Origin of the sequence: Streptomyces sp. NPDC001513 (genome assembly GCF_042894695.1) — a bacterium.
Classification (GTDB): Bacteria; Actinomycetota; Actinomycetes; order Streptomycetales; family Streptomycetaceae; genus Streptomyces.
Genome location: NZ_JBIAVU010000002.1, coordinates 203,675 through 227,848, shown reverse-complemented (window position 1 = coordinate 227,848; position 24,174 = coordinate 203,675). Strand labels below are relative to the sequence as shown.

General features: G+C 72.6%; 20 protein-coding genes and 2 riboswitches. Of the genes, 7 read left to right on the top strand and 13 right to left on the bottom strand.

Translation table 11 applies throughout. The features are described 5' to 3' along the window. Nucleotides 1-28: 28 nt before the first annotated feature. Nucleotides 29-1,258: a hypothetical protein gene (locus tag ACFYZ4_RS04720; protein ID WP_390783045.1), complete on the bottom strand. Its 1,230-nt coding sequence runs from the start codon at nucleotides 1,256-1,258 to the stop codon at nucleotides 29-31. Between the two features lie 290 nt (nucleotides 1,259-1,548). Here ACFYZ4_RS04720 and ACFYZ4_RS04715 point away from each other — a divergent pair, with 290 nt between their 5' ends. After that, complete coding sequence (locus ACFYZ4_RS04715; RefSeq protein WP_351292540.1) at nucleotides 1,549-3,573, top strand: NADPH-dependent 2,4-dienoyl-CoA reductase; 2,025 nt, start codon at nucleotides 1,549-1,551, stop codon at nucleotides 3,571-3,573. A gap of 55 nt (nucleotides 3,574-3,628) precedes the next feature. Further along, a complete protein-coding gene (locus ACFYZ4_RS04710) occupies nucleotides 3,629-4,042 on the top strand; it encodes a PaaI family thioesterase (protein ID WP_351292538.1) in 414 nt (137 codons plus the stop codon). A 59-nt stretch (nucleotides 4,043-4,101) separates the two neighbouring features. Here the strand turns inward: ACFYZ4_RS04710 and ACFYZ4_RS04705 are convergent, their stop codons facing one another. From ACFYZ4_RS04705 to ACFYZ4_RS04685, 5 genes are read right to left on the bottom strand one after another with little or no spacing between them, the layout of a single operon-like run. Continuing rightward, on the bottom strand, nucleotides 4,102-4,875 hold the full coding sequence (locus ACFYZ4_RS04705; protein ID WP_390783044.1) for an enoyl-CoA hydratase: 774 nt from the start codon (nucleotides 4,873-4,875) through the stop codon (nucleotides 4,102-4,104). Continuing rightward, nucleotides 4,872-5,774, bottom strand: coding sequence for a 3-hydroxyisobutyrate dehydrogenase (mmsB, locus tag ACFYZ4_RS04700; protein ID WP_351292534.1), 903 nt, complete (start codon nucleotides 5,772-5,774; stop codon nucleotides 4,872-4,874). Before mmsB ends, ACFYZ4_RS04705 begins: the two co-directional genes overlap by 4 nt. Continuing rightward, entirely contained in the window at nucleotides 5,771-6,874 is a 1,104-nt protein-coding gene (locus ACFYZ4_RS04695) for an enoyl-CoA hydratase/isomerase family protein (RefSeq protein ID WP_390783043.1), read from the bottom strand. Before ACFYZ4_RS04695 ends, mmsB begins: the two co-directional genes overlap by 4 nt. Then, complete coding sequence (locus tag ACFYZ4_RS04690; protein ID WP_390783042.1) at nucleotides 6,871-8,025, bottom strand: acyl-CoA dehydrogenase family protein; 1,155 nt, start codon at nucleotides 8,023-8,025, stop codon at nucleotides 6,871-6,873. The genes ACFYZ4_RS04695 and ACFYZ4_RS04690 overlap by 4 nt, the downstream gene beginning before the upstream one ends. Continuing rightward, on the bottom strand, nucleotides 8,022-9,521 hold the full coding sequence (locus tag ACFYZ4_RS04685; protein WP_351292528.1) for a CoA-acylating methylmalonate-semialdehyde dehydrogenase: 1,500 nt from the start codon (nucleotides 9,519-9,521) through the stop codon (nucleotides 8,022-8,024). Before ACFYZ4_RS04685 ends, ACFYZ4_RS04690 begins: the two co-directional genes overlap by 4 nt. 192 nt (nucleotides 9,522-9,713) lie before the next feature. Further along, a riboswitch (cobalamin riboswitch) is annotated at nucleotides 9,714-9,892 on the bottom strand. A gap of 64 nt (nucleotides 9,893-9,956) precedes the next feature. Between ACFYZ4_RS04685 and ACFYZ4_RS04680 the strand changes: the two genes are divergently transcribed. Continuing rightward, a complete protein-coding gene (locus ACFYZ4_RS04680; RefSeq protein WP_390783041.1) occupies nucleotides 9,957-10,871 on the top strand; it encodes a cobalamin-binding protein in 915 nt (304 codons plus the stop codon). Nucleotides 10,872-10,889: 18 nt separating this feature from the next. Here the strand turns inward: ACFYZ4_RS04680 and ACFYZ4_RS04675 are convergent, their stop codons facing one another. Continuing rightward, entirely contained in the window at nucleotides 10,890-12,293 is a 1,404-nt protein-coding gene (locus tag ACFYZ4_RS04675) for a short-chain fatty acyl-CoA regulator family protein (protein WP_390783040.1), read from the bottom strand. Nucleotides 12,294-12,683: 390 nt separating this feature from the next. Between ACFYZ4_RS04675 and aceA the strand changes: the two genes are divergently transcribed. From aceA to ACFYZ4_RS04660, 3 genes are all read left to right on the top strand, one after another. Beyond that, complete coding sequence (gene aceA / locus ACFYZ4_RS04670) at nucleotides 12,684-13,985, top strand: isocitrate lyase (RefSeq protein WP_384349029.1); 1,302 nt, start codon at nucleotides 12,684-12,686, stop codon at nucleotides 13,983-13,985. Nucleotides 13,986-14,171: 186 nt separating this feature from the next. Continuing rightward, nucleotides 14,172-15,770: a malate synthase A gene (gene aceB / locus ACFYZ4_RS04665; RefSeq protein WP_390783039.1), complete on the top strand. Its 1,599-nt coding sequence runs from the start codon at nucleotides 14,172-14,174 to the stop codon at nucleotides 15,768-15,770. Further along, nucleotides 15,767-16,654 (top strand): 3-hydroxybutyryl-CoA dehydrogenase, encoded by an 888-nt coding sequence (locus tag ACFYZ4_RS04660; RefSeq protein ID WP_390783038.1) that lies wholly within the window; start codon nucleotides 15,767-15,769, stop codon nucleotides 16,652-16,654. Before aceB ends, ACFYZ4_RS04660 begins: the two co-directional genes overlap by 4 nt. 107 nt (nucleotides 16,655-16,761) lie before the next feature. On the opposite strand, the gene ACFYZ4_RS04655 is transcribed toward ACFYZ4_RS04660, so the two are convergent. Next, nucleotides 16,762-17,250 (bottom strand): DUF4430 domain-containing protein, encoded by a 489-nt coding sequence (locus ACFYZ4_RS04655; RefSeq protein WP_351304235.1) that lies wholly within the window; start codon nucleotides 17,248-17,250, stop codon nucleotides 16,762-16,764. Nucleotides 17,251-17,395: 145 nt separating this feature from the next. After that, nucleotides 17,396-17,539: riboswitch (cobalamin riboswitch) on the bottom strand. A 186-nt stretch (nucleotides 17,540-17,725) separates the two neighbouring features. Here ACFYZ4_RS04655 and ACFYZ4_RS04650 point away from each other — a divergent pair. Next, nucleotides 17,726-18,181 carry an SRPBCC family protein gene (locus ACFYZ4_RS04650; RefSeq protein ID WP_351304238.1) on the top strand — a complete coding sequence of 152 codons (456 nt, stop codon included), beginning with the start codon at nucleotides 17,726-17,728 and terminating at the stop codon, nucleotides 18,179-18,181. 62 nt (nucleotides 18,182-18,243) lie between these two features. Here ACFYZ4_RS04650 and ACFYZ4_RS04645 read toward each other — a convergent pair whose 3' ends face one another. The 5 genes from ACFYZ4_RS04645 to ACFYZ4_RS04625 all read right to left on the bottom strand — a co-directional run bounded on the left by ACFYZ4_RS04645 (nucleotide 18,244) and on the right by ACFYZ4_RS04625 (nucleotide 24,017). Next, nucleotides 18,244-19,818, bottom strand: a complete 1,575-nt coding sequence (locus ACFYZ4_RS04645) for an alpha/beta hydrolase (RefSeq protein WP_390783037.1) — start codon at nucleotides 19,816-19,818, stop codon at nucleotides 18,244-18,246. A gap of 142 nt (nucleotides 19,819-19,960) precedes the next feature. Then, nucleotides 19,961-20,494: a hypothetical protein gene (locus ACFYZ4_RS04640; protein WP_390783036.1), complete on the bottom strand. Its 534-nt coding sequence runs from the start codon at nucleotides 20,492-20,494 to the stop codon at nucleotides 19,961-19,963. 151 nt (nucleotides 20,495-20,645) lie between these two features. Then, nucleotides 20,646-21,623: an SCO0930 family lipoprotein gene (locus ACFYZ4_RS04635; protein WP_351298933.1), complete on the bottom strand. Its 978-nt coding sequence runs from the start codon at nucleotides 21,621-21,623 to the stop codon at nucleotides 20,646-20,648. Between the two features lie 136 nt (nucleotides 21,624-21,759). Further along, the gene (locus ACFYZ4_RS04630) at nucleotides 21,760-23,208 is read right to left on the bottom strand and encodes an NADH-ubiquinone oxidoreductase-F iron-sulfur binding region domain-containing protein (protein ID WP_351298919.1); all 1,449 of its coding nucleotides are present in this window, start codon (nucleotides 23,206-23,208) and stop codon (nucleotides 21,760-21,762) included. Further along, a complete protein-coding gene (locus ACFYZ4_RS04625) occupies nucleotides 23,205-24,017 on the bottom strand; it encodes a hypothetical protein (protein WP_351298916.1) in 813 nt (270 codons plus the stop codon). Before ACFYZ4_RS04625 ends, ACFYZ4_RS04630 begins: the two co-directional genes overlap by 4 nt. Nucleotides 24,018-24,174 lie beyond the last annotated feature (157 nt).

Sequence of the window (24,174 nt, the reverse complement as noted above, 5' to 3'; positions counted from 1 at the left end):
GGGCCGGGGTCAGGTCGGTCCGTACCGGTCAGGACGGGTTCAGCTTGATGGCGAAGCCGTTGAAGATGGCCCAGACGTCGACCCAGCCGAGTCCGGTGCTGCACTCCTGCGCGGCGTTGCATCCCCAGCCGTAGCTGACGATGCCGTTGAGCTGCCGTGAGTTCGGGTCGTTGACGAAGATCACCGGACCGCCGCTGTCGCCGCCCCGGCCGACGATGCCGCCGGAGTGGGGCACGCCGTAACTGCCCCAGACGTCGGTCCCGTTGACGTTCCACTTGGCGTTGCCCGCGTACACCGTACGGATGTTGCAGACGACCTTGGAGTTGTACCCCAGCTGGCAGGTGAAGTCCCCGACCGCGACGTTGCGCACCCCGTTGAGGTAGCGCGTGTAGCCGTTCGCGTCCACACCGTCCCAGGTGTAGCGGTTCGTCGGTGCCTCGATGAAGGCGGAGTCGATCTCCGGCTTCTTGAACTTGACCTGGCCGATGTAGTTGCCGCCGGCGGCCCACACGTTGTCGCCGACGTTGTAGCAGTGGCCCGCGGTGACCAGCCACTGGCGGTTGTCCCACGTGCTGATGGCCGGGATCCCGCTCGTGCAGTACGACCGGCTGCCGGAGGCCGGCCCGAGGGCCGCCCCCGCGTAGAAGGGCGAGGTGTCGTTCCAGCGGTTCAGCGGCCTCGACGGCGGTGCCTGGGTGATGCGGACGGGGGTCGCGCCGGCGGCCTCGCGCTGCCGCGCGACCGCCGGGGAGCCGAAGTAGGCCCGGGCTGCCTCGGGCTTGTCCACGGAGAGGTCGATGGCGGAGCCGTCGACGGAGCTGCCGGCGAGGGAGACCGTGAAGGGGAGACCTGCGCGGCCGGTCAACCCGGAGATCTCCTTCATGAGTTCCTGGCGGGATTTCCTCGCCTGGACGATGTGGATCAGCTTGGCGTTCACCTTGGGGTCGGTCTCGTGCACCGCGGCCAGGAACTCCCGGCTGCGGCCGGGATCGGTCAGGTACACGCGGACCGTGCGGTAGTCGGACGCCATCTCCACCTGCGTGTAGATGTCCGCCCGGGGCCCCTGGCCCACCCGGGCCGCGGCATCGGCCGCCGCCCGCAGCGGTCCCAGCACCTCGGCCTGTCGTTCCGGGGCCATCGCGGCGACCGCTTCCGCGGACAGCGGCCCCGGGGGTTCCGCCTGCGCGGAGACGGTCATCAGCGGCAGGACGGCCAGCGCCCCGGCGAGGGCAAGGGAACGCCGTAGCGCATTCTTCATCTGTCCCCACTCTCCGACCCCACCGGTGTGAGGTCTCAGCGCCTGGACGCTAGTGAGGGGGGAGGGGGCCGACAAGGAGGGCGGACGGCCCCTGCGGATGCACCGGCCAGGGCGGTCGGAGCACGAGGGGATCAACCGGCGCGTGAGGTCCGACACAGGTGGCACCGGGGAGGTCGTGCGGCGCCCGCATCCCGGGGCCGGGCGCCCGCACCGGGTTATGCACTTAGTTGCAAAACCCGCCTCTCCTCGCTAGAACAGAGTCATCACCCCCGCGCGAGGAGGCGCCCCTCATGAGTTCCCAGAGCCGGTACCCGCACCTGCTGAGCCCCCTGGACCTCGGCTTCACCACCCTGCCGAACCGCGTGATCATGGGGTCGATGCACACCGGCCTCGAGGAGCACGCGGGCGGCTTCGAACGCCTCGCCGCCTTCTACGCCGAGCGCGCCCGCGGCGGCGCCGGCCTGATCGTCACCGGCGGTATCGCCCCGAACGACGCCGGGCGCCCCTTCGAGGGCGGCTCCCGCCTCACCACCGAGGAGGAGGCCGCCGAGCACCGGGTGATCACCGAGGCCGTGCACGCCGAGGGCGGGAAGATCGCGATGCAGATCCTCCACTTCGGCCGCTACGCCTACCACAAGGACCTGGTCGCCCCCAGCGCCCTCCAGGCCCCCATCAGCCCCTTCGTGCCGAACGAGCTCAGCGACATCGAGGTGGAGCGGACCGTCGAGGACTTCGTCCGCGCCGCCCGCCTCGCCAAGCTCGCCGGCTACGACGGCGTCGAGATCATGGGCTCCGAGGGCTACCTGATCAACGAGTTCATCGCCGGCGCCACCAACAGGCGCACCGACCGCTGGGGCGGCGCGTACGCGAACCGCGTCCGCTTCCCGCTGGAGATCGTCCGGCGCACCCGCGCGGCCGTCGGCGAGGACTTCATCCTCATCTACCGCCTGTCCATGCTGGACCTCATCCCCGGCGGCTCCACCCTCGACGAGGTCGTCCACCTCGCCAAGGAGGTCGAGGCGGCCGGCGCCACCATCATCAACACCGGCATCGGCTGGCACGAGGCCCGCATCCCCACCATCGCGACCTCCGTCCCGCGCGGCGCCTACACCTGGGTCACCAAGCGGCTGATGGGCGCGGTCGGCGTCCCGCTCGTCACCAGCAACCGCATCAACACCCCGGAGATCGCCGAGGAACTGCTCGCCGACGGGCGCGCCGACCTGGTGTCCCTGGCCCGCCCCTTCCTGGCCGACGCCGACTTCGTCGCCAAGGCCGCGGCCGGCCGCTCCGAGACCATCAACACCTGCATCGGCTGCAACCAGGCCTGCCTCGACCACACCTTCAGCGGCAAGATCACCACCTGCCTGGTCAACCCGCGCGCCTGCCACGAGACCGAGCTCGTCCTCTCCCCGACGCGCACGAAGAAGAACGTCGCCGTCGTCGGCGCCGGCCCGGCCGGCCTCGCCTGCGCCGTCTCCGCCGCCGGCCGCGGCCACGCCGTCACCCTCTTCGAGGCCTCCGGCCACATCGGCGGCCAGCTCGACGTCGCCCGCCGCATCCCCGGCAAGGAGGAGTTCGAGGAGACCATCCGCTACTTCGGGACCCAGCTCGCGGAGAGCGGTGTGGAGGTCCGTCTGGACACCCGCGCCGACGTGGAGACCCTGCGCGGCTACGACGAGGTCGTCGTCGCCACCGGCGTCACCCCCCGCACCCCCGACATCGAGGGCGTGGACCGCGCCAACGTCGTCAGCTACCTCGACGTGCTGCGCGACGGCGCCCCCGTCGGCGAGCGCGTCGCCGTCGTCGGCGCCGGCGGCATCGGCTTCGACGTCGCCGAGTTCCTCACCGACAGCGGCGAGGGCGCCTCCCAGGACCCCGAGGTCTACTTCCGCCACTGGGGCGTGGACACCGCGTACACCGGCCCCGGCGGGCTCGCGAAGCCCGAGCGCCCCGCGCCGCCGCGCCGGGTCCACCTCCTCCAGCGCAAGGCCACCAAGGTCGGCAAGGACCTCGGCACCACCACCGGCTGGATCCACCGCGCCGAGCTCAAGCACCGCGGGGTCGTCTCCGTCGCCGGGGCCGCGTACGACCGGATCGACGACGAGGGCCTGCACATCACCGTCGACGGGGAGCAGCGCCTGGTGCCCGCCGACACGGTGGTCCTGTGCACGGGCCAGGAGCCGCGCCGCGACCTGTACGAGGCCCTGCGCGCGGCCGGCGTCGAGGCGCACCTGATCGGCGGCGCCGACGTGGCCGCCGAGCTCGACGCCAAGCGGGCCATCCGGCAGGGGACGGAACTGGCCGCCTCGCTCTGACGGAACCGTCCGAAAGGGGATTGTGGCGGTCCGGCCGGGCCGCCAGAATTCCCCGGTGACGTTCTCTCCCGCAGACGCAGACAAGATCCTCGCCGACCACTTCGCCCCCTGGGTGCTCGCCCTCGGACTGACCGTCCAGGAGACGGGCGAGCGGCACGCCGTGCTGCGCCTGCCCTGGTCCGGGGAGCTGGCCCGGGACGGCGGCGGGCTCTCCGGGCAGGCCATGATGGCCGCCGCCGACACGGCCACCGTCATCGCGATCTCCGCCGCCCGGGGCGGGTACGGGCCGATGACCACCGTCCAGCAGTCGACGAGCTTCCAGCGGCCGGTGGTCGGCGCCGACGTGCTGATCCACGTACGGGTCACCAAACTCGGCAAGCGGATGGCCTTCGCCGACATCACCCTCACCCCCGAGGACTCGGAGGAACCGGCCGCCACGGCCTCGACCGTCTACGCGCTGCTCGGCTGACCCGGGTATCCCGGCTGACCAGGCTGGGCCCGCGAGGCTCTCGCGGACCCGGCCGCGGCTCAGCCGTGGACGAACTCCGGCGGACGCTTGTCCACGAAGGCCGCCATGCCCTCCTTCTGGTCGGCGGTCGCGAACACCGCGTGGAACAGCCGCCGTTCGAAGCGCACCCCTTCCGCGAGGGTGGTCTCGAAGGCACGGTTCACGGATTCCTTGGCCATCATCGCGACCGGCTTGGACATTCCCGCCACGGTCTCGGCGACGGCGAGCGCCTCGGCGAGCAGCTCGTCGGCCGGCACGATCCGCGACACCAGCCCGGCCCGCTCCGCCTCGGTGGCGTCCATGGTGCGCCCGGTCAGGCACAGTTCCATCGCCTTGGCCTTCCCGACGGCCCGGGTGAGCCGCTGGGAGCCGCCGATGCCGGGGATCACCCCGAGCTTGATCTCGGGCTGCCCGAAGACCGCCGTGTCGGCGGCCAGCAGGACGTCGCACAGCATCGCGAGCTCGCAGCCGCCGCCCAGGGCGTAGCCGGACACCGCCGCGACCGTCGGCGTACGGACCTGGCCCAGCCGGTCCCACGCCGTGAACCAGTCGGAGAGGTACATGTCCATGTAGCTCCGCGGCCGCATCTCCTTGATGTCGGCGCCCGCCGCGAAGGCCTTCGCGGATCCGGTGAGGACGATGCAGCCGACCTCCGGGTCCCGCTCCAGTTCCTCCGTGGCGGCCACGACCTCGGTCATGACCTTCAGGTTGAGGGCGTTGAGGGCCTCCGGCCGGTTCAGGGTGAGGACCGCCACCCGGCCCTTGCGCTCCAGCAGGATCGTCTCGTAGGTCATGCGGGGTTCCCGTTCTGCGGTCGGAGGGTGCGGACGATCGCGGAGAAGTCCAGACCGGCGCCCTCTCCCTCGGCGAATGCGGCGTACAGTTCGGCGGCCTTGAGGCCCAGCGGCGCGTCCACCCCGCCGGCCCGCAGGGCGTTGGCGGCCAGGCCGAGGTCCTTCGCCATGAGGGGCGCGGCGAAGCCCGGCCGGTAGTCCCGGTTCGCGGGACTGGCCGGAACCGGCCCGGGGACGGGGCAGTTGACGGTGAGCGCCCAGCACTGGCCGGAGGCGGTGGAGGCGACGTCGAAGAGGGCCTGGTGGTCCAGGCCGAGGCTCTCGGCCAGCACGAAGGCCTCGCTGACCCCGATCATCGACACGGCGAGGATCATGTTGTTGCAGATCTTCGCCGCCTGCCCGGCCCCGGCCACACCGCAGTGCACCACCTTCCGGCCCATCGCGGACAGCAGCGGCTCGGCCCGGGCGAACTCCTCGGCCCCGCCGCCCGCCATGAACGTGAGCGTGCCGGCCTCCGCCCCCACCACCCCGCCGGAGACGGGGGCGTCCAGTGCCCGGTGCCCGGCCGCGACGGCGGCCTCGTGCGCCGCGCGGGCGTCGGCCACGTCGATGGTGGAGCAGTCGACGAACAGGGTGCCCGGCCGGGCGGCGGCGAGCAGCCCCTGCTCCCCGTACAGAGCGAGGACGTGACGGCCGGCCGGCAGCATGGTGACGACCACGTCCGCCGCGGCGGCCGCCCCGACGGCCGAGTCCGCCGGCTCGACACCCGTCGCCGCCGCGGCGGCCAGCAGCTCCGGTACGAGGTCGTAGCCGAGGACGCGATGGCCCGCCTTGACCAGGTTGGCGGCCATCGGGCCGCCCATGTGGCCGAGCCCGATGAATGCGACGGTACTGCTCACCACGGCACCTCCTGAGGGGAGTCGGTCCCGGCGAGGCGCAGTTCGCGGCCCTCCCCGAGCGGGGCGAAGAACCGCTCCACGTCCGCGTCGGCGACCTCGGCCAGAGTGGCCGGGCTCCAGCGCGGGCTGCGGTCCTTGTCGATCACCTGGGCGCGGATGCCCTCGACCAGGTCGGGGGAGGCCAGGGCCGCGCAGGAGATCCGGTACTCCTGCTCCAGCACCCTTTCCAGCGGCCCCAGTTCGCGGGCGCGGCGCACGGCGGCCAGGGTCACCTTGAGCGCCGTCGGCGACTTGGCCAGGAGGGTGGCCGCGGCCTCCTTCGCCGCCGGTACACCGCTGCCGGACAGCCGGTCCACGATCTCCTCGACCGTGTCCGCGGCGTAGCAGTGGTCGATCCACTCCCGGTGGCCGTGGAGTACGCCGCCGGGCGCGGACCCGACGTACCGCTCCAGCACCTCGTGTACGGAGTCACGCGCGAGGTCCGCGGCCAGCGCGGGCAGGTGCTCCGCCGGTACGAAGTGGTCGGCGAGCCCGCACAGCAGCGCGTCCGCCGCGCCGACGGGGGTGCCCGTCAGGGCCAGGTGCGTGCCCAGTTCCCCGGGGGCCAGGGACAGCAGGTGGGTGCCGCCGACGTCGGGGACGAAGCCGATGCCGGTCTCGGGCATGGCGACGCGGGAGCGTTCGGTGACGATGCGGACGGTGCCGTGGGCCGAGATCCCGACGCCGCCGCCCATCACGATGCCGTCCATGAGGGCCACGTACGGCTTGGGGTAGCGGGCGATACGGGCGTTGAGCCGGTACTCGTCTCGCCAGAAGTCCGCCGAGGCGACGCCCCCGGAGCGGGCGTCCTCGTAGATGGAGCGGATGTCGCCCCCGGCGCACAGACCGCGCTCCCCGGCCCCGCCGATGACGACGGCCTCGACGGCGGGATCGTGCTCCCAGGCGGCCAGCGCCTCCTCGATGCGGAGCACCATGGCGTGCGTGAGCGCGTTGAGGGCCCGGGGCCGGTTCAGGGTGAGGTGGCCGGCGCGTCCGGCCGTGTGCACGAGGACCTCGTCGGAGGCGTCGGCGGCCCCGGCGGGTGCGGCTTGCGTGCTCATCGCAGGGCCTCCGTGAGCCCGCGGGCGACGATGATGCGCATGACCTCGTTCGTTCCTTCCAGGATCTGGTGCACCCGCAGGTCGCGGACGATCTTCTCGATGCCGTACTCGCTCAGGTAGCCGTATCCGCCGTGGAGCTGGAGGGCGCGGTCGGCCACCGTGTAGCCGGTGTCGGTGGCGAACCGTTTGGCCATCGCGCACAGTTGCGGGGCCAGCGGGTCCCCCCGGTCCAGCGCGTCGGCGGCCTGCCGGACCAGCGCGCGGGCCGCGGCCAGCTCGGTGGCCATGTCCGCGAGCCGGAACTGCAGGCCCTGCGCGTCCAGCAGCCGCGCCCCGAAGGCCTCGCGGTCGGCCAGGTGGACCAGGCTGCGGTCGAGCGCGCTCTGCGCGCCGCCCAGCGAGCAGGCGGCGATGCCGAGGCGGCCGCCGTTGAGGCCGTTCATGGCGATGCGGAAGCCGTCGCCCTCCGCGCCGAGCCGCCGGTCGGCGGGGATGCGGACCCCGTCGAGGACCACCTGCCGGGTGGGCTGCGCGTTCCAGCCCATCTTGCGCTCGTCGGGTCCGAAGGAGACCCCGGGATCGCCGCGTTCGACGACGAAGGCGGAGATCCCGCCGGCGCCCGCGCCGCCGGTGCGGGCCATGACGACGTAGACCTCGGAGGCGCCGGCGCCGGAGATGAACTGCTTGACCCCGTTCAGGACGTAGTCCTCGCCCACCCGTTCGGCCCGGGTGCGCAGGGCGGCGGCGTCGGATCCGGCGCCGGGTTCGGTCAGGCAGTAGCTGCCGAGGGACCTGGCGGCGCACAGGTCCGGCAGCCAGCGTGCCCGTTGGCCGTCGTCGCCGTAGCGGTCGATCATCCAGGCGACCATGTTGTGGATGGACAGGTACCCGGCGATGGAGGGGCACCCGGTGGCGAGGGTCTCGAAGACGAGGACCCCGTCGCTGCGGGAGAGACCCGAACCGCCGTGCTCCTCGCGGACGTAGACACCGCCGAGGCCGAGGTCCGCCGCCTTGCGGATCACGTCCAGCGGGAAGTGCTTGTCCTGGTCCCAGGCGACGGCGTACGGGGAGAGCTGCTCCTGCGCGAAGTCCAGGGTGACCTCGGCCAGGGCGAGCTGGTCGGGGGTGAGGGTGATGGTCACCGGGCTCATCCCATCGTCGGGATGGTGAAGCTCGCGCCCTCCTTCGCCCCGGAGGGCCAGCGCGAGGTGACGGTCTTGGTGCGGGTGTAGAAGCGGATCGCGTCGGGGCCGTGCTGGTTCAGGTCGCCGAAGCCGGACCGCTTCCAGCCGCCGAAGGTGTGGTACGCGACCGGGACCGGGATGGGGACGTTGACCCCGACCATGCCGGCGCCGACCCTGCGGGTGAAGTCCCGGGCGGTGTCCCCGTCCCGGGTGAAGATGGCCACGCCGTTCCCGTACGGGTGCTCGGTGGGCAGCCGCAGGGCCTCCTCGTAGTCGGCGGCGCGGGCGACGCACAGCACCGGGCCGAAGATCTCCTCGCGGTAGATCCGCATCTGCGGGGTGACCCGGTCGAAGAGCGAGGCACCGGCGAAGAAGCCGTTCTCGTGCCCGGGCAGGGTGAACCCCCGTCCGTCGACGACGAGTTCGGCGCCCTCGTTGACCCCGATGTCCACGTAGCGGCGGACCCGGTCCTGCGCGTCCCGGCTCACGAGCGGGCCGAAGTCCGCGTCCGGGTCGTCGGACCGGCCGATGCGCAGAGTGGCGATGCGCTCCGTCAGCCGGGCGACCAGCGCGTCGGCGGTCTCCTCGCCGACGGGCACGGCCACGGCGATGGCCATGCACCGCTCGCCGGCGGACCCGTAGCCGGCGCCGATCAGGGCGTCGACGGCCTGGTCGAGGTCGGCGTCCGGCATCACGATCATGTGGTTCTTGGCCCCGCCGAAGCACTGGGCGCGCTTGCCGTGGGCGGCGGCCGTGGCGTAGATGTGCGCGGCGATCGGGGTGGAGCCGACGAAGCCGAGGGCCTGGACGCGCGGGTCCTCCAGCAGGGTGTCGACCGCCTCCTTGCCGCCGTTGACGACATTGAGGACGCCCGGCGGCAGACCGGCCTCCAGGAAGAGCTCGGCCAGTCGCAGCGGCACCGAGGGGTCGCGCTCGGAGGGCTTGAGGATGAAGGCGTTTCCGCACGCCAGGGCGGGCGCCGCCTTCCACAGCGGGATCATGGCGGGGAAGTTGAAGGGCGTGATGCCCGCGACGACGCCGAGCGGGCTGCGCAGCGAGTGCACGTCGATCCCGCCGCCGGCGTTGTCGGTGAACTCCCCCTTCAGCAGATGAGGGATGCCGGCGGCGAACTCCACGACCTCCAGGCCACGTTGGAGGTCGCCGTGGGCGTCGGCAATGGTCTTGCCGTGCTCGGCCGACAACAGCCGTGCCAGCGACTCGCGTTCGCCCTCCACCAGCTGGAGGAACCGGAGCAGGACGCGGGCCCGGCGCTGCGGGTTCCACTCGCCCCACTCGCGCTGAGCGGTCTCGGCGTCGGCGATGGCGGCCTCGGTGTCGGCGCGCCCGGCGAGCGGGACCCGGGCCTGTACGGCGCCGGTGTTGGGGTCGTACACATCGGTGAAGAGGCCGGATGTCCCGGTGACGTGCTTGCCGCCGATGAAATGGGTGAGTTCACGGACCATGGTTGCCTGCTCTCGTCAGGTGCGGATCCGAGGACGGCACGGCAGACCGGCGGCGGCACCCGGGTCGGGTGCGCCGCATGGAAAGCCGTGGGACAGGGTCTAAGTGAACGCGGGGGTCGCCGCTCGCTTCGCCGGATCACCAGGGTCGTGGGTACGGACCGGTGCCATGCGTGTCTGCTCCATCCTCGTGGACAACACGGAACGCTCCGCGGCCGGTATCCTGACTCCCGGATCCCCGCGTGCCGCCCGCCTTCCCGACAGACCTCGTCAGTGGCGTGTGGATGGCAGCACACTCCCCGGTCACAGTGGCGGGACCGTGCCGGTTTCTCACCGGCTTCCCTGCACCGCGGACCTTGTGCCAGGAACATATAGTTGGACGTCCTAGTAAGTCCACCCCACCACCCCGTGCACGGCGCTGCGGCCTACAGTCGGGGCATGCGCATCGTCTCCCTGCTGCCGGCCGCCACCGACATCGTCGCCGAGCTCGGTCTGGCCGGTGACCTGGTGGGACGCACCCACGAATGCGACTGGCCGCCGGCGGCGGTCGCCGGCGTCCCGGTCGTCACCGCGGCCGAATTCTCCGCCGAGACGCTCAGCAGCCGGGAGATCTCCGACGCCGTGGGCGGCGCCGCGCACTCCGGATCCTCCCTCTACACGCTCGACACCGAGGCCCTGGCGGCCCTCGCCCCCGACGTGGTCCTGACCCAGGACCTCTGCGACGTCTGCGCCGTCTCCTACCGGGGGGTGTCCCAGGCGGTCCGGGTGCTCGACGCCGGTCCGCGGGTGCTCAGCCTGGAGCCCCGCACCCTGGACGACGTACTGGACTGCCTGGTCACCGTGGGGGAGTTGCTCGGCGTACGGGAACGGGCCGAGCGGCGGCGCGAGGAGCTGCGCGCACGGCTCGCCGGGGTGCGCCGGTTGACGGCGGGACGCGCCCGGCCCCGGGTGGTGGCCATCGAATGGCTCGACCCGCTGTGGCCGGCCGGGCACTGGGTCCCCGAACAGATCGGCTGCGCCGGAGGCGAACCGCTGCTCGCCGCGCCGGGGGAGCACACCAAGGCGATGACCTGGGACGAGGTCGTCGCCGCGCGCCCCGATGTGCTGCTCGTGCTGCCCTGCGGCTTCCCGCCCGAGCGCACCCTGCGGGAGCGGGACCTGCTCACCTCCCTGCCCGGCTGGGCCGGGCTGCCCGCCGTACGCTCCGGCGCCGTCTGGGTCCTCGACGGGCCGGCGTACTTCAACCGGCCCGGGCCCCGGGTGGTGCGGGGCGCGGAGGTACTGGCCCACGTGCTGCACTCCGTACGGGCGGGTGAGCCCGTGACCGCGGCGGAGGCCCGGCGGCTGGACTGAGCCGCCCCGCGCCGCCGTTCAGCCGCGGTCCGCGAGGACCGGGTACGGGACGAAGGTGCTGCTGTTCTCGTCGACGGCGAGGGTGCGGCCGAGCGGCGGGACCGCCCGCTGGGGGCAGTCGAGGCGTTCGCAGAGGCGGCAGCCCATGCCGATGGGGGTGGCGGCCGCCGTGTTGTCCAGGTCGAGCCCGTCGGAGTAGACGAGGCGGGAGGCGTGCCGGATCTCGCAGCCGAGGCCGATGGCGAAGGTCTTGCCGGGCTCGCCCCAGCCGCCGCGGTGGCGGGTGACGGCGCGGGCGGTCCACAGGTGGCGCTGGCCGTCGGGCATGGCCGCGATCTGGACGTGGATGCGGCCGGGCGCGGCGAAGGCCTCGTAGACGTTCCAGAGCGGGCAGGTGCCGCCGGCGCGGGAGAAGTGGAAGCCGGTGGCGGACTGCCGCTTGGACATGTTCCCGGCGCGGTCGACGCGCACGAAGGAGAAGGGCACCCCGCGCAGCCTGGGCCGTTGCAGGGTGCTGAGGCGGTGGCAGACCGTCTCGTAGCCGAGGCCGAAGTGGTCGGTGAGCCGCTCGATGTCGTAGCGGAACTCCTCCGCGGCCGTGTGGAAGGCGCCGTACGGGAGGATCAGCGCGGCGGCGAAGTAGTTGGCGATGCCGATCCGGGCCAGGCCGTGGGTCGCGGAACCGGGCGGGAAGTCCTCCGCGGCCAGCCGGTCCAGCTCCTCCCCGTACTCCAGCAGGGCCAGTTGGGTGGCGAGCCGGAAGGCCTGCTGGCCCGGCCGGAGCCGGCTGGAGATGTGCAGGACGCGGGCGCGCTCGTCGTAGTGGTGCAGCCGGTCCGAATCGGTGGCGAGGCGCACCCCGTGCCGGTCCGTGAGCCGCGCCGACAGGGCGCGTACGACGTCTCCCGGCCGGATGCCCACCGCGCGGGCCAGCTCCTCGGCGGCGAGGTCGGCGTCGTGCAGGTAGTTCTGCCGCCGGTAGAAGAACTCGCGGATCTCCTCGTGGGGGGAGCGCGGGGTGTCCAGGGCGCCGTCCCGGCCGTCCGCGGCCCCGGCGAGCCGCTCGGCGAGCAGCTGGCCACGCCGGCCGAGGTCCAGCAGGACCGAGGCGACGGCGGGCATCCGGGTGGCGAGTTCCGCGAGGTCGGAGGCGGACACCCGGGCTTCGGCCACCTCCGTGGCGAGCGCCTCGCGGAGGTCGGCCACCAGCCGGCTGGTGTCGCGCTCCGAGAAGAAGCCGGGGTCGACGCCGAACGCCTCGGTCAGCCGCAGCAGCACCGGGACGGTGAGCGGGCGCGAGTCGTGCTCCATCTGGTTCAGGTAGCTGGGCGAGATGGCGAGGACGCGCGCCAGCTCGGCCTGGCTCATCCGCCGCTCCTCGCGCAACCGCCGCAGCCGCGCGCCCGCGTACGTCTTGCTCACCGTGCTCCTCGCCTGCTCCACGTGTGCCGGGGACAGCCGCAACCCTACGCGGGATCCGGGCGCTGCCGACGTTTGCAAACTTGGCAAAACCGGCCGTGAAGATTCGCAGAACTTGGCATTCGTCCCTTCTTGATGGCACTCGGTGCCACTGTCAGAGTCAGTCCTGCGGCCCGCCGGACCCGGCAGCCGAGACGGACGCTCCGGGCGCGATTCATGCCCTGATGTCGGAGATCCCGGCGGTCCCGGCTCGGCGGCTCGGCAACATTGCTCCGTTCGGCCTCCGGGCCGGTCCGGCGGCCGCGATCCCCGAGTGAGGCACACGGTGCCAACACGGTGCACAGCTGACCAGAACATTGGCAGATCAAGCGATTCATGGAGACGGTGACGGTCATGGCAGAGGCGAACACGACGGCGGCGGCCCAGCAGCTCGAACAGCGGTGGGCCACGGACCCGCGCTGGGCCGGCATCGAGCGCACCTACACCGCCGAGGACGTGGTGCGGCTCTCCGGCAGCGTCCGCGAGGAGCACACCCTGGCCCGGCGCGGCGCCGAGCGCCTGTGGCGCCAGCTCCACGAGCAGGACTACATCCACGCGCTCGGCGCCCTGACCGGCGGCCAGGCCGTCCAGCAGGTCCGCGCCGGGCTGCAGGCGATCTACCTCTCGGGCTGGCAGGTCGCCGCCGATGCCAACCAGGCCGGCCACACCTACCCCGACCAGAGCCTGTACCCGGTCAACTCGGTGCCGCAGGTGGTCCGGCGGATCAACAACGCGCTGCTGCGCGCCGACCAGATCGCCACCGCCGAGGGCGGCACGACGGGTTCGATCGACGGGGGCACGGACTGGCTGGCGCCGATCGTCGCCGACGCCGAGGCCGGTTTCGGTGGCCCGCTGAACGCCTTCGAGCTGACCAAGGCGATGATCGCGGCGGGCGCCGCCGGCATCCACTACGAGGACCAGCTGGCCTCCGAGAAGAAGTGCGGCCACCTGGGCGGCAAGGTGCTCGTGCCGACCGCGCAGCACGTCCGCACCCTCAACGCGGCCCGCCTGGCGGCCGACATCGCGGACACCCCGACCCTGATCATCGCCCGTACGGACGCCCTCGCCGCGACCCTGCTGACCAGCGACGTCGACGAGCGCGACGCCGAGTTCTGCACCGGCGAGCGCACCGCCGAGGGCTTCTACCACGTCCGCAACGGCATGGCCCCGGTCATCGCCCGCGGCCTCGCCTACGCCCCGTACGCGGACCTCATCTGGGTGGAGACCGGCACCCCGGACCTCGCGCAGGCCCGCGAGTTCGCCGAGGCGATCCACGCGCAGTACCCGGACCAGATGCTCGCCTACAACTGCTCGCCGTCCTTCAACTGGAAGGCCGCGCTGGACGACGACCAGATCGCCAAGTTCCAGCGGGAGCTGGGCGCGATGGGGTACCGCTTCCAGTTCATCACCCTGGCCGGTTTCCACTCCCTCAACCACGGCATGTTCGACCTCGCCCGCGGCTACGCCGAGCACGGCATGACCGCGTACGTGGACCTCCAGGAGCGGGAGTTCGCCGCCCAGGCGCAGGGCTTCACCGCGGTCAGGCACCAGCGCGAGGTCGGCACCGGCTACTTCGACCTGGTCTCCACCGCGGTCAACCCGGCCTCCTCCACGACGGCGCTCTCCGGCTCCACCGAGGAAGAGCAGTTCCACTAGGAGCGCGCCGCCGGCTCCCGCCGGCTCCCGCCGGCTCCCGCCGGCTCCCGCCGGCTCCCGCCGGCTCCCGCCGGCTCCCGCCGGCTCCCGCCGGCTCCCGCCGGCGCCTTCCGATCGCCGTCCGACGGCGCCCGGGGCCCTGTCGGCCCCGGGCGCCGGCCGCCCCACGCCGAGGAGTAGAACCGCATGTCACACACGCCCCTGACCAGCAGTGTCCAGGTCCTCGGCGCGCAGGGTGAGCGCCACGAGGAGATCCTGACCCCCGAGGCCCTGGAGTTCATCGGCCGCCTCGATGCCGCCTTCGCGGACCGCCGCCTGGAGATCCTCAAGGAGCGCCGTCGCCGCGCCGCCCATCTGGTCTCCGGATCGCCCCTGGACTTCTCCCGCGCCACCGTCGGCGTGCGCACCGACCCCGACTGGCGGGTCGCCCCGCCCGCGCCCGGGCTGACGGACCGGCGGGTCGAGATCACCGGCCCGCCCGAGCGCCGGATGGCGGTCAACGCCCTCAACTCCGGGGCGAAGGTGTGGATGGCCGACTTCGAGGACGCCACCGCGCCCACCTGGGACAACGTCATCGGCGGCCAGCTGAACCTGCTCGACGCCATCGAGCGGCGCATCGACTTCACCACCCCGGAGGGCAAGGAGTACCGCCTCGGGACGGAGCTCGCGACCATCATGGTGCGCCCGCGCGGCTGGCACCTCACCGAGGAGCACCTGGAGGTCGACGGCCGGCCCGTGTCCGCCTCGCTCGTGGACTTCGGCCTGTACTTCTTCCACTGCGCGCAGCGCCAGATCGACGCCGGCCACGGCCCGTACTTCTACCTCCCCAAGCTGGAGAACCGGTACGAGGCCCGGCTCTGGAACGACATCTTCCTGTTCGCCCAGGATCTGTTGGGCATCCCGCGGGGCACGGTCCGGGCGACCGTCCTGATCGAGACGATCACCGCCGCGTTCGAGATGGAGGAGATCCTCCACGAGCTGCGCGCACACAGCGCCGGACTGAACGCGGGCCGCTGGGACTACCTCTTCAGCCTGATCAAGACCTTCGGCCACCGCACCGACTTCCAGCTCCCGGACCGGGCCAAGGTCACCATGACCGCCCCCTTCATGCGGGCGTACACCGAACTGCTCGTCCGTACCTGCCACAAGCGGGGCGCCCACGCCATCGGCGGCATGGCCGCCCACGTGCCGAGCAAGGACGCCGAGGCCAACACGGCCGCCCTCGCCAAGGTCCGGCTCGACAAGGAGCGCGAGGCCGAGGACGGCTTCGACGGCTCCTGGGTCGCCCACCCCGGACTCGTCCCCGTCTGCCGTGAGGTCTTCGACGGGGTGCTGGGGGAGCGGCCGAACCAGCTGGAGCGGACGCGCGAGGACGTCGAGGTCGCCGCCGCCGACCTGCTGTCGGTCCGCCGGATCGCCGCTCCGCCGAGCTCCGAAGGCATCCGCTCCAACGTGGCCGTGGCCCTGCGCTACTTCGACGCCTGGCTGCGCGGCAGCGGCGCCGTCGCCCTGAACGGCCTGATGGAGGACGCCGCCACCGCCGAGATCGCGCGCGTGCAGATCTGGCAGTGGCTCCGCCACGACCGCGTCGACCGGCGCACCCTCACCGACCTCCTCGACGCCGAGTGCGCCGCCCTGGAGGCCGAGGACCCGCAGGCCCTGGTCCTCGAAGCCCGCGAGGTCTTCGTCGACACCGCGCTGTCGGTGCAGCTGCCCGCCTTCTTCACCCCCGAGGCCTACACCCGTCACCTGGTCCGCACCACCGCCGCGCAGGTGACCGCGTGAGCGCCCCGGCACAGCAGTCGGCCCGCCTCCTGCGCGTCGGAGTCGTCGGCGGCGGACAGATGGGAGCCGGCATCGCCGAGGTCTGCGCCCGCGCCGGCCTCGACACCGTCGTGGCCGAGGCCGATGCCACCGCGGCCCGCGCCGCCCGCGAGCGGGTGGCCGTCTCCCTCGAACGCGCCGTCCAGCGCGGCAGGCTGGACCGGTTCACCGCCGAGGACGCACTGGCCCGGCTGGTGTTCACCGGAGACCTGGACGACCTCGCCGACCGGCAGCTGGTCATCGAGGCCGTCACCGAGAACCCCGAGGCCAAGACCGAGATCTTCACCGCCCTCGACAAGATCGTCGAGGACCCCGAAGCCATCCTCGCGACCAATACCTCCGCCATCCCGATCATGCGGCTGGGCATGGCCACCGGCCGCGCCGACCGGGTCGTGGGACTCCACTTCTTCAACCCCGTCCCCGTCCTGCCCCTGGTCGAGGTGGTCTCCTCCCTCCACACGTCGGCGGACACCCTGGCCGCGGTCGAGTCCTTCGCCCGGGAATCCCTGGGCAAGACCACCGTCCGCTCTCAGGACCGGGCCGGCTTCGTCGTCAACGCCCTGCTCGTCCCGTACCTGCTCGCCGCCATCCGGATGGCCGAATCCGGGTTCGCGAGCGCCGCCGACGTGGACGCGGGCATGGAGCTCGGGTGCGCCCACCCGATGGGCCCGCTCAAGCTCGCCGACCTGATCGGCCTGGACACCGTCGCGGCCATCGCGGAATCCCTGTACGCCGAGTTCAAGGAGCCGCTCTACGCCCCGCCCCCGCTGCTCCAGCGGATGGTCCAGGCGGGGCTGCTGGGCCGCAAGAGCGGCCGCGGGTTCCACACGTACGACCGGGGCTGATGAGGGACCCGGTGGTGCCGCTGCGGGGTTGAGGGACCCCCGGCGGCACGGACAAGGAGCGCGGAGCGGCCCGGTGAGCCGCTCCGCGCTCCTGTCGTGGGGCTCCGTCAGAAGGAGGTCCAGGTGAAGGCCACCTTGTCGCCGGCCTTCAGCTTGAACTGGCAGCCGCCGACCGGGGTCGGGGTGCCGTTGACCGATATGCTCCAGTAGGCCGAGCCGCCGCCGCTGACGTTCTTGATGGAGTCCACGGAGAAGTCGTCGAAGGACGCGTACCAGGTGCCGTCCCAGCCGAAGTAGTTCCGGCGCGCGGCGTCGTCGAGCGCGGCCGTCGGGGTGGGCACGGCCGTCGGGTTCGCGGCCCCGTTGGTGCCGTCGCACTTGTGCGTGCCACCGGTCGCCGTGGTGACGTCGTGCCCCTTGGTGTTGACCTTCCCCTTGAACAGCAGCCCGTCGGGGCCCTGCACGGTGAGGGACACGTTGACCGCTCTGTTCGTGTTCGGGGCGGCCTTGGCGTGCGCGACGGCCGGCGCCGTGGCGAGGGCGAGACCGAGGGCCGCCGTGGTGATCAGGGCGCGGCGGGCGAGAGTCTGGCGCATGAAGTGCCTTCCTGGCGTGCATCGGGGTCGTGCGCCGCGGCCCCGATCGCCTCGGGCACACCGCGCCCCCGGGCCCGGGGAAGCGGACACAGGTGATCGGTGAGCCTGGGGCTCAGGGCTTCGTGCTGCAGACCGTGACAGTGAGAAGCCGTACGCACCGCACGCTGGGTGGTCCGACTCACGGCGCGGAGGCGCCGCTCACGGTTGCAGGTCAGCGCCGGAATCACACCGGCTTTCCCCAGTCGCGCAGGCATTCAGTTGGACGTCAGGCATGTACCTGACCAGAGGCATCGTAGGGGCAGCCGTCCCCGTCCCACCAGCACTCACCGGTACTCGTCGGCACCGCACCCGCACGCATCGGCACCCCGCCCGTACGCACGGACGCCCCGCGGCCCCGCCGACCGACCCGGTCGGCGCGCGCGAAGGAGGGCGTTCTGGGATGGTGGATCACACGAAGCCACACCGAGGAGCCGACATGTCCGGACAGTTCGAGGCGAGCGTCGAGATCGACCGGCCGGTCGAGGAGGTCTTCGCCTACCTCGCCGACGGGCGCAACGACCCCGATTTCAGCCCGCGCGTCCAGCAGATCACCAGGATCCCGGAGGGCCCCACGGCCCTCGGCACGGTCTTCCGCAGCACCGTCAAGGACGCCGGGATGAAGACCGCCCGCGAGTTCCGCATCGACGGCTTCGACCCACCGCGCCTGATCCGCTGGACGGAGCAGAGCAAGAACCTCGTCACCGCGGAGGGCGGCTACGACCTCGAAGCCCTCCCGGACGGCCGCACCCGGGTCCGGATCTTCAACACCCTGCACGGCCACGGCATCGGCAAGCTGCTCGTGGGACTCGCGGCGGGCGCCGCACGCAAGGACGCCCCCGACTTCGGCCGCCGTATCAAGGCGGCCGCGGAGGCGTCCCCCACGAACCGGTAGCCGTCCGCCGAGCCGTCTGCCGCCGGTCTCAGGCCGGGCGTCGGGCAGCTGTCAGGCCGGTGTCAGAACCGTCCGGGCCCGGACGGGATCGGCAGCGGCTTCGACGGGGCCAGGGACCCGCGCTGCTGCGCACCGCTCGGCGGGTTCTGGCAGGTCACGTCCTCGGCGGGCAGCTTGCCCGTGGTCAGGTACGCGTGGACCGGCGCGTTGGCGCAGGAGGTGGGGTCGGCGAGGTACACGCCGTGGCCCTCACCGCCGGCCGCCAGCACCATCCGCGAGCCCTTGAGCGCGCGGTGCAGGCCCTGGCCGCTGACGAGCGGGGTCTGTGAGTCCCACTCGTTCTGCACGGTCAGCACGTTCGCCTTCTTGTTCATGGGCGTGGCCGCCTCGATCGGCCGGTCCCAGAAGGCGCACGGCTTGATGTTGGACGCGAAGTCCCCGTACAGCGGGTACCGGGCCTTGTCCTTCGCCGCGTCCCGCTCGTACTGCTCGGTGTAGCGCGGCCAGCTGCCCGTGTCCCCGCACACCACGGCCCAGAACACGGCGGTGCCGTTGTCCGAGGCGGGCTCGGCCGCCTCGCCGCCGGTCAGCAGCCGCTTCAGCTTCGTCAGGGTCATGCCCTCGGGCAGCGGCCTGCCCTCGGACGCGGCCTTCAGGGCGGCGATCAGGGGAGTGGCCTGCGCCGGGTAGAAGAACACCCCGCGCGCGGCACGGATCATGTCCCCGTCGACCTTCATGCCCTCAAGGTCGAGGGGCTCCTTGTCGGCGCGCGCCACCAGCCCCCAGAACGTCTCGGACACGGCCTTCGGGCTGTCGCCCAGCCCGTACTCCGCGGACCGCTGCGCCGCCCACTGCGTCCACCGCGCGAAGGCGGGTTCGGCCTCGGTGGCCCAGACCTGGATCATGCCGCGCCAGATCCGCTGCGGGTCCACGCCGCTGTCGAGCACGAAGCGGTCCGTGCGGTCCGGGAACATCTGCGTGTACACCGCTGCGAGGTAGGTCCCGTACGAGTAGCCCAGGTACGAGAGCTTGCGCTCGCCCAGCACCGCGCGGATCGTGTCCATGTCGCGCGCCGTGTTGCGGGTGGTGATGTACGGGAGCACCGAACCGGCCTTCTCGCGGCACTTGTCGGCGACGGTGCGGGCCCACGTCACGTCGGAGCCGAAGGTCTCCGGACGGTAGGCGCGGTCGAAGTTCTGTTCGGCGTCGTCCAGTCCGCAGGTGATCGGGGAGCTGGCGCCGGCCCCGCGCGGATCGAAGCCGATGAGGTCGTACTGGTCCCGGACCTCCTGGGGCATCGCCTCGTGCATCATCAGCGGCAGGTCGAGCCCGGAACCGCCGGGGCCACCGGGGTTCAGCAGCATGGCGCCGTGCCGCTTGGCCGGGTTCTCGCTCTTGATCCGGGATATCGCGAGGTCGATCGTGCGCCCGTCGGGACGCCGGTAGTCGAGCGGCACCTTGAGCGTGGCGCACTCGTACGAGGCCGGCAGCTCGGGGCTGCAACGGTGCCAGGCGGGCTTCTGCCGCAGGTGGTCCGCGGCGGGGGCGGCCGTTGCCTGGGTCGCCGAGAGCAGGGGCACGGTGGACGCGAGGAGTCCGGCGGCGGCGAGCAGTGGTGCGAAGCGTTTCAGGAGCACGAAGGCGTTCCTTTCGGTGAAGTCGCTTACGGCTCCACCTTGTTGTACTCCCGGGCCTTCCCGAATCATCCCGAAGGGTCGTGCCTTGTGCTCCTCACGAACGAGCTGAAATCAGGACAACTGGCCGACACGCCACGGAGGTTCAGGGGTGGGTGGAGTGCTCGGCATGTGCGGAGGGCTCGGGGGACTCGGCGTGCTCGGGGGATCCTGCGTGCTCGGAGGGGCCGCCGTGCGTGTCGCCCTTCTCCACGGAGCCGCCGAGCCGGTCGCGCACCACCGCCAGGGCGTCCTCCGTCCCGGCGGTGACGACCCACCGGTCCCCGACCAGGTAGAGGCCGCCGTACATCCGGGCCTCGGTCAGCCAGGAGCGCAGCCCCTGCTCGGCGGCGAAGGTGACCATGCGGTAGGGGCCGCCCGGTCCGGTCTCGCAGCCCCCCTGCCGCAACTCATCGGCCTCCACGCTCACTTCGGCGGTACAGCCGATGGCCGTGGCGATCTCCTCGATCGAGGTGCCGCGCGGGGCGGTCGAGGCCTGCTGCGCGGCCGTCGAGGTGCGGTGCGCGGCGCTCTGCCCGGCGCCGCAGCCGCCGCACAGGAGGGACGTGACGCACAGCGCGGCGAGGGTAGCGCGTGACGGGCCCGTCCGTCGGGTGCGGCGGTCGGTGGACGAGGGCATGGCGACCTCTCTGACTGGTCGGGACGGGGGTCGTGGTGCCCGGGTGGGGAGGGATCCCGGGCACCACGCGTGGAGGGGGGCGGGGCAGGGGGTGTGCCGGGGACTGTGCCGGGTGGGGCCGGCCCGGTCCCGGTGCGGTCCCGGTCCGGTCCTAGCCGGTGACCTTCGCCTTCTTGCCCTTGTCGGTGACGGCGAACCAGAGGCCCTTGTTGTTGTGGCCGCTGATGTCCCCGGGTTCCTTGTCACCGGTGAACGTATAGACAGGCCAGCAGTCGATCGTCAATTGCTCGGTGCCGTCGGGCCGCTTCACCTTGCCCACCAATTCGGCGGCAATTCCGTTCACATTTGCCTTGTCCACGGGCTTAGCGGGCTTCCAGGTGTCCGTGCAGCCGTCCACGCAGCCGATTTTCATCGGCCAGGCGCTGTCCTTGTCGAACCGGTAGAGCGTGCGGCCCTCCGCGTCCGCGAGGATGGGGCCGAGCTGGGCATTCTGATTGACGCTGAGTTCGGCCGCCTTCTCCGCCGCGCCGCCCGTCCCGCTGTCGGCGCCGCTGTCCGCGCCGCCGCTCTTGGCCGGAGCGGCCGGCTTCCCGTCCGGTCCCAGCACGTGCCAGGTCCCGCCGACCCCCTCGCCGAGCGAGTCGCCCGCCTTGGCGTCCTTCGCGTACCGGTACACCGGCCATCCGGCGAGCGTCAGCTGCCGGGTTCCGTCGGCCCGGGCGACCGAGCCGAGGAGGCTCTTGTCTATCCCCTCACCTGCCGAGACGTCGTCCGCGGCGACAGCGGGCCAGGCCGTGGCGCAGTCCCCTTCGCAGTTGGACTTGGGGGGCTTGGGCGTGTCCTTGTCGAACCGGTAGAGGGTGAACCCCTCGCTGTCGGTGACGCCCGAACCGACCGTCCCGATCTCCTGCACCTTCAGCTGCCCGGCCGGGCCGTTCTTGCCGGCGGCGCCCGACGGGTCGGCCCCGGATCCGCTTCCGTAGACGTCGTCGTAACCATTCCCGACCTGTTTGCTGTCGCCCACCGGCTGGACTGATGTCCCCTTTCCCGAGTAATTGTCCCCGGTGCCGCATGCGGCCGTCAGCATCAGTACCGCGACCGCCGACCCGGCGAATATCTCACGACGCATCCTCTTCACGATCTCTCCTTCAGGTTCGGTTCCGCGTTTTCTTGCCCCCGGTAATTGATACGGGGCTCCGAGCGGCGGAAGCTGAATTCCCTGGGAATTTGTCAGATCGCGCCAAGATTGAACCCGGCGCAATGGTTCAGTCCTGGATGCGCAGGGCAAGGGCAGGGCAGCGCCGCACCGCGCGCAGCGCCTTCGGCCGCAGCCGCCCCGGCACCGGCATGGACGCCTGCGCCGGAAAGCCGTCCGCGTCGAGCCGTACGACGTCGGGCAGGATGTCCACGCACAGCCCGTGCCCCCGGCACAGGGTCCAGTCCACGACCAGCCGCTCCGGACTCTCGTCCTCGGGCAGCGGCAGCGCCCCCAGCACCCGTCGGCCGCACCCGCTGCCGAGGGCATGGTCCCGGAACTCGTCCGGGAACGTGCTGAGCGCCGAGGCCACGAAGCGTGAGGTGCCGTCGGGATGGCTGCACGCGCCGCGGCCCAGGACCGCCTTGAGCCGCGTCTCCACCATGTCGAGGGCGGTTCTGCCCCCTCCCCGGATCGCGTCCTCCAGTTGGTCGGCCAGTGAGGGCAGCCCCCGTACGCACGGGCCGCACTGGCCGGCCGACTCGTTCGCCATCCAGCGGGTCACCCGCGCCACCTCGCCGGCCGGGCAGGTGTCCTCGGGCAGCGGCAGGACCGCCCCCGCGCCCAGCCGCGCGCCGAGCGAGTCGAGGGACTGCCGGGACACCTCCGCGGCGCGGGCGGACCCCGGATCGAGCCATTTGCCGTGATAGCCGCCGACCAGGACGCCCTGGCCGGGATCGGTGCCGCACAGGTCGAGGATGTACGAGAGCGCGGCCCCGGTCGGCGTCTCGACGACGGTGGTGCCGGCGACGGTCAGCAGGACGGTGCCCGGCTCGCTCGGCAGGCCGGTCGTACGGTAGTCCAGCGCGCCGAGCCGCGCGGCGACGGCGAGTTGGGCGAAGGTCTCGGTGTTGGACAGCAGGGTGGGCATGCCGCCCAGGCCCCGCTCGCTGGTCCGCACCTTCTGTCCGGACGGCAGCGTGTCACCCCCGTTGAGGCCGTTGATGTGGGCGGTTCCCTCGCCGGTGACGAACCGTTCGGGGAGCAGTGCCACCCGCACCCGGCGGCCGGCCGGGCCGCGTTCCGCGATGGCGGCCCGTACCGACTGTTCCACGTCCGTCCGGGTGACCCCCACCACGACGTCCTCGGCGGAGATCGCGGCGGCGGCCAGCAGGGCTCCGTCGAGCACCAGATGGGGGGCGTGCAGCAGGAGTGCGGTGTCCTTGAGGCAACTCGGTTCACCCTCGCTTCCGTTGACGACGACCGCGGTCTGCCCGTCCCCTCCCCGGGCGGACCGCATGACGGCGCGCAGTTTCCGGGCGAAGGGGAAGCCCGCCCCGCCGCGGCCCCGCAGGTCGATGTTGTCGGAGAGGTCGACCAGTTCGTCCGGTCGGTACCGGGGCAGCGAGCCGTGTGCCGTCAGATGGGCGACGCGGTCGAGCCTGGGCGCCTGGTCGAGCCCGGCCAGCAGCCTGGGGGCGCCCACGCAGCCCAGGCTGGGGCTCGTCAGGCCGGTCACAGCCACCGTTCCCCGGTGGTGACCTGCTCGCCGTTCGCGCCGAGGCCGCCGCCGTCCCGGCTCGAGGCGTACACGGCGGCGCGCGGCGGCTCGTCGGGCCGGGACGGCGGAGCCGGCCGGCCGGAGGCGATCGGACGCGTCCCCCTTCTGGGCCGGGGCACGGCCGCCAGCGGGACGGACGGCTGTGGCGCGGTCTGTGGGCCGGCCGGCCGGGACGTCACGTCGTCCATGCGGGACTTGAGCCGGAACGCGAGCACTCCGGCGACGCCGGCCAGGCACAGCGCGTAGGCCACCGTGACCCAGACGTCGGCGGGCCGGCCCGCCTTCAGCCCGTGCACCAGGGACGCGCCCCAGGCGGGGTAGGCCCCGAAGTGCAGGGCCCGCCACCACAGGGAGCGGCCCTTGGTGGCGAACGCGCTGCGCACGGCACCGGATATCGCCACGGCGAGGAAGAGGTAGCCGGCCAGCGAGCCGAGGCCGATCAGGACCGGCTGGCCGATGTCCGTGAAGGGCATCAACGCCGAGGCCGCCGTCGTACGCTGCTCCGCGATCTTGACCCAGATGTGGAGGGCCAGGAATCCCAGCCCCGCCACCGCGAGGCCGCGGTGCACCCCTTGGGCGAGCAGCCGGTGGCCCGACCCCAGCAGGAGCCGGTCGCTGGCCACCAGCCCCCACAGGACGGTGGAGGTGAGCGAGACGAGCGAGAGCACGCCCGCCCCGTAGTCGAGGAAGTCCCACAGTTGGGTCAGTGCGCCCGCGCGGGCGGCCACGACGAGGGAGACGACGGCCGCGCCGACGGCGCTGATCACGCCGGGGCGCAGTCTGCCCGCGGTGGGAAGGAGGGAGGGCCGCCGGACGGCCCTCCGGCCGGCGGCCGGAGCCGTGGCCGCTGCCGCGTGACGGCTTCTGCGGCGGGCTCTGTGTGAGCGGGACATGTGAGGCTGGGGCAGGGGCATCCAGTTCTCC

Bases quoted from the DNA above. Each gene is read 5' to 3' on its own strand.
- aceA (WP_384349029.1), top strand. From the start codon at position 12,684: ATGGCAGAGGCGAACACGACGGCGGCGGCCCAGCAGCTCGAACAGCGG.
- ACFYZ4_RS04705 (WP_390783044.1), bottom strand. From the start codon at position 4,875: ATGACCTACGAGACGATCCTGCTGGAGCGCAAGGGCCGGGTGGCGGTC.
- ACFYZ4_RS04635 (WP_351298933.1), bottom strand. From the start codon at position 21,623: ATGCGTCGTGAGATATTCGCCGGGTCGGCGGTCGCGGTACTGATGCTG.
- ACFYZ4_RS04680 (WP_390783041.1), top strand. From the start codon at position 9,957: ATGCGCATCGTCTCCCTGCTGCCGGCCGCCACCGACATCGTCGCCGAG.
- ACFYZ4_RS04640 (WP_390783036.1), bottom strand. From the start codon at position 20,494: ATGCCCTCGTCCACCGACCGCCGCACCCGACGGACGGGCCCGTCACGC.
- ACFYZ4_RS04690 (WP_390783042.1), bottom strand. From the start codon at position 8,025: ATGAGCCCGGTGACCATCACCCTCACCCCCGACCAGCTCGCCCTGGCC.
- aceB (WP_390783039.1), top strand. From the start codon at position 14,172: ATGTCACACACGCCCCTGACCAGCAGTGTCCAGGTCCTCGGCGCGCAG.
- ACFYZ4_RS04650 (WP_351304238.1), top strand. From the start codon at position 17,726: ATGTCCGGACAGTTCGAGGCGAGCGTCGAGATCGACCGGCCGGTCGAG.
- ACFYZ4_RS04685 (WP_351292528.1), bottom strand. From the start codon at position 9,521: ATGGTCCGTGAACTCACCCATTTCATCGGCGGCAAGCACGTCACCGGG.
- ACFYZ4_RS04695 (WP_390783043.1), bottom strand. From the start codon at position 6,874: ATGAGCACGCAAGCCGCACCCGCCGGGGCCGCCGACGCCTCCGACGAG.
- ACFYZ4_RS04720 (WP_390783045.1), bottom strand. From the start codon at position 1,258: ATGAAGAATGCGCTACGGCGTTCCCTTGCCCTCGCCGGGGCGCTGGCC.
- ACFYZ4_RS04715 (WP_351292540.1), top strand. From the start codon at position 1,549: ATGAGTTCCCAGAGCCGGTACCCGCACCTGCTGAGCCCCCTGGACCTC.
- ACFYZ4_RS04655 (WP_351304235.1), bottom strand. From the start codon at position 17,250: ATGCGCCAGACTCTCGCCCGCCGCGCCCTGATCACCACGGCGGCCCTC.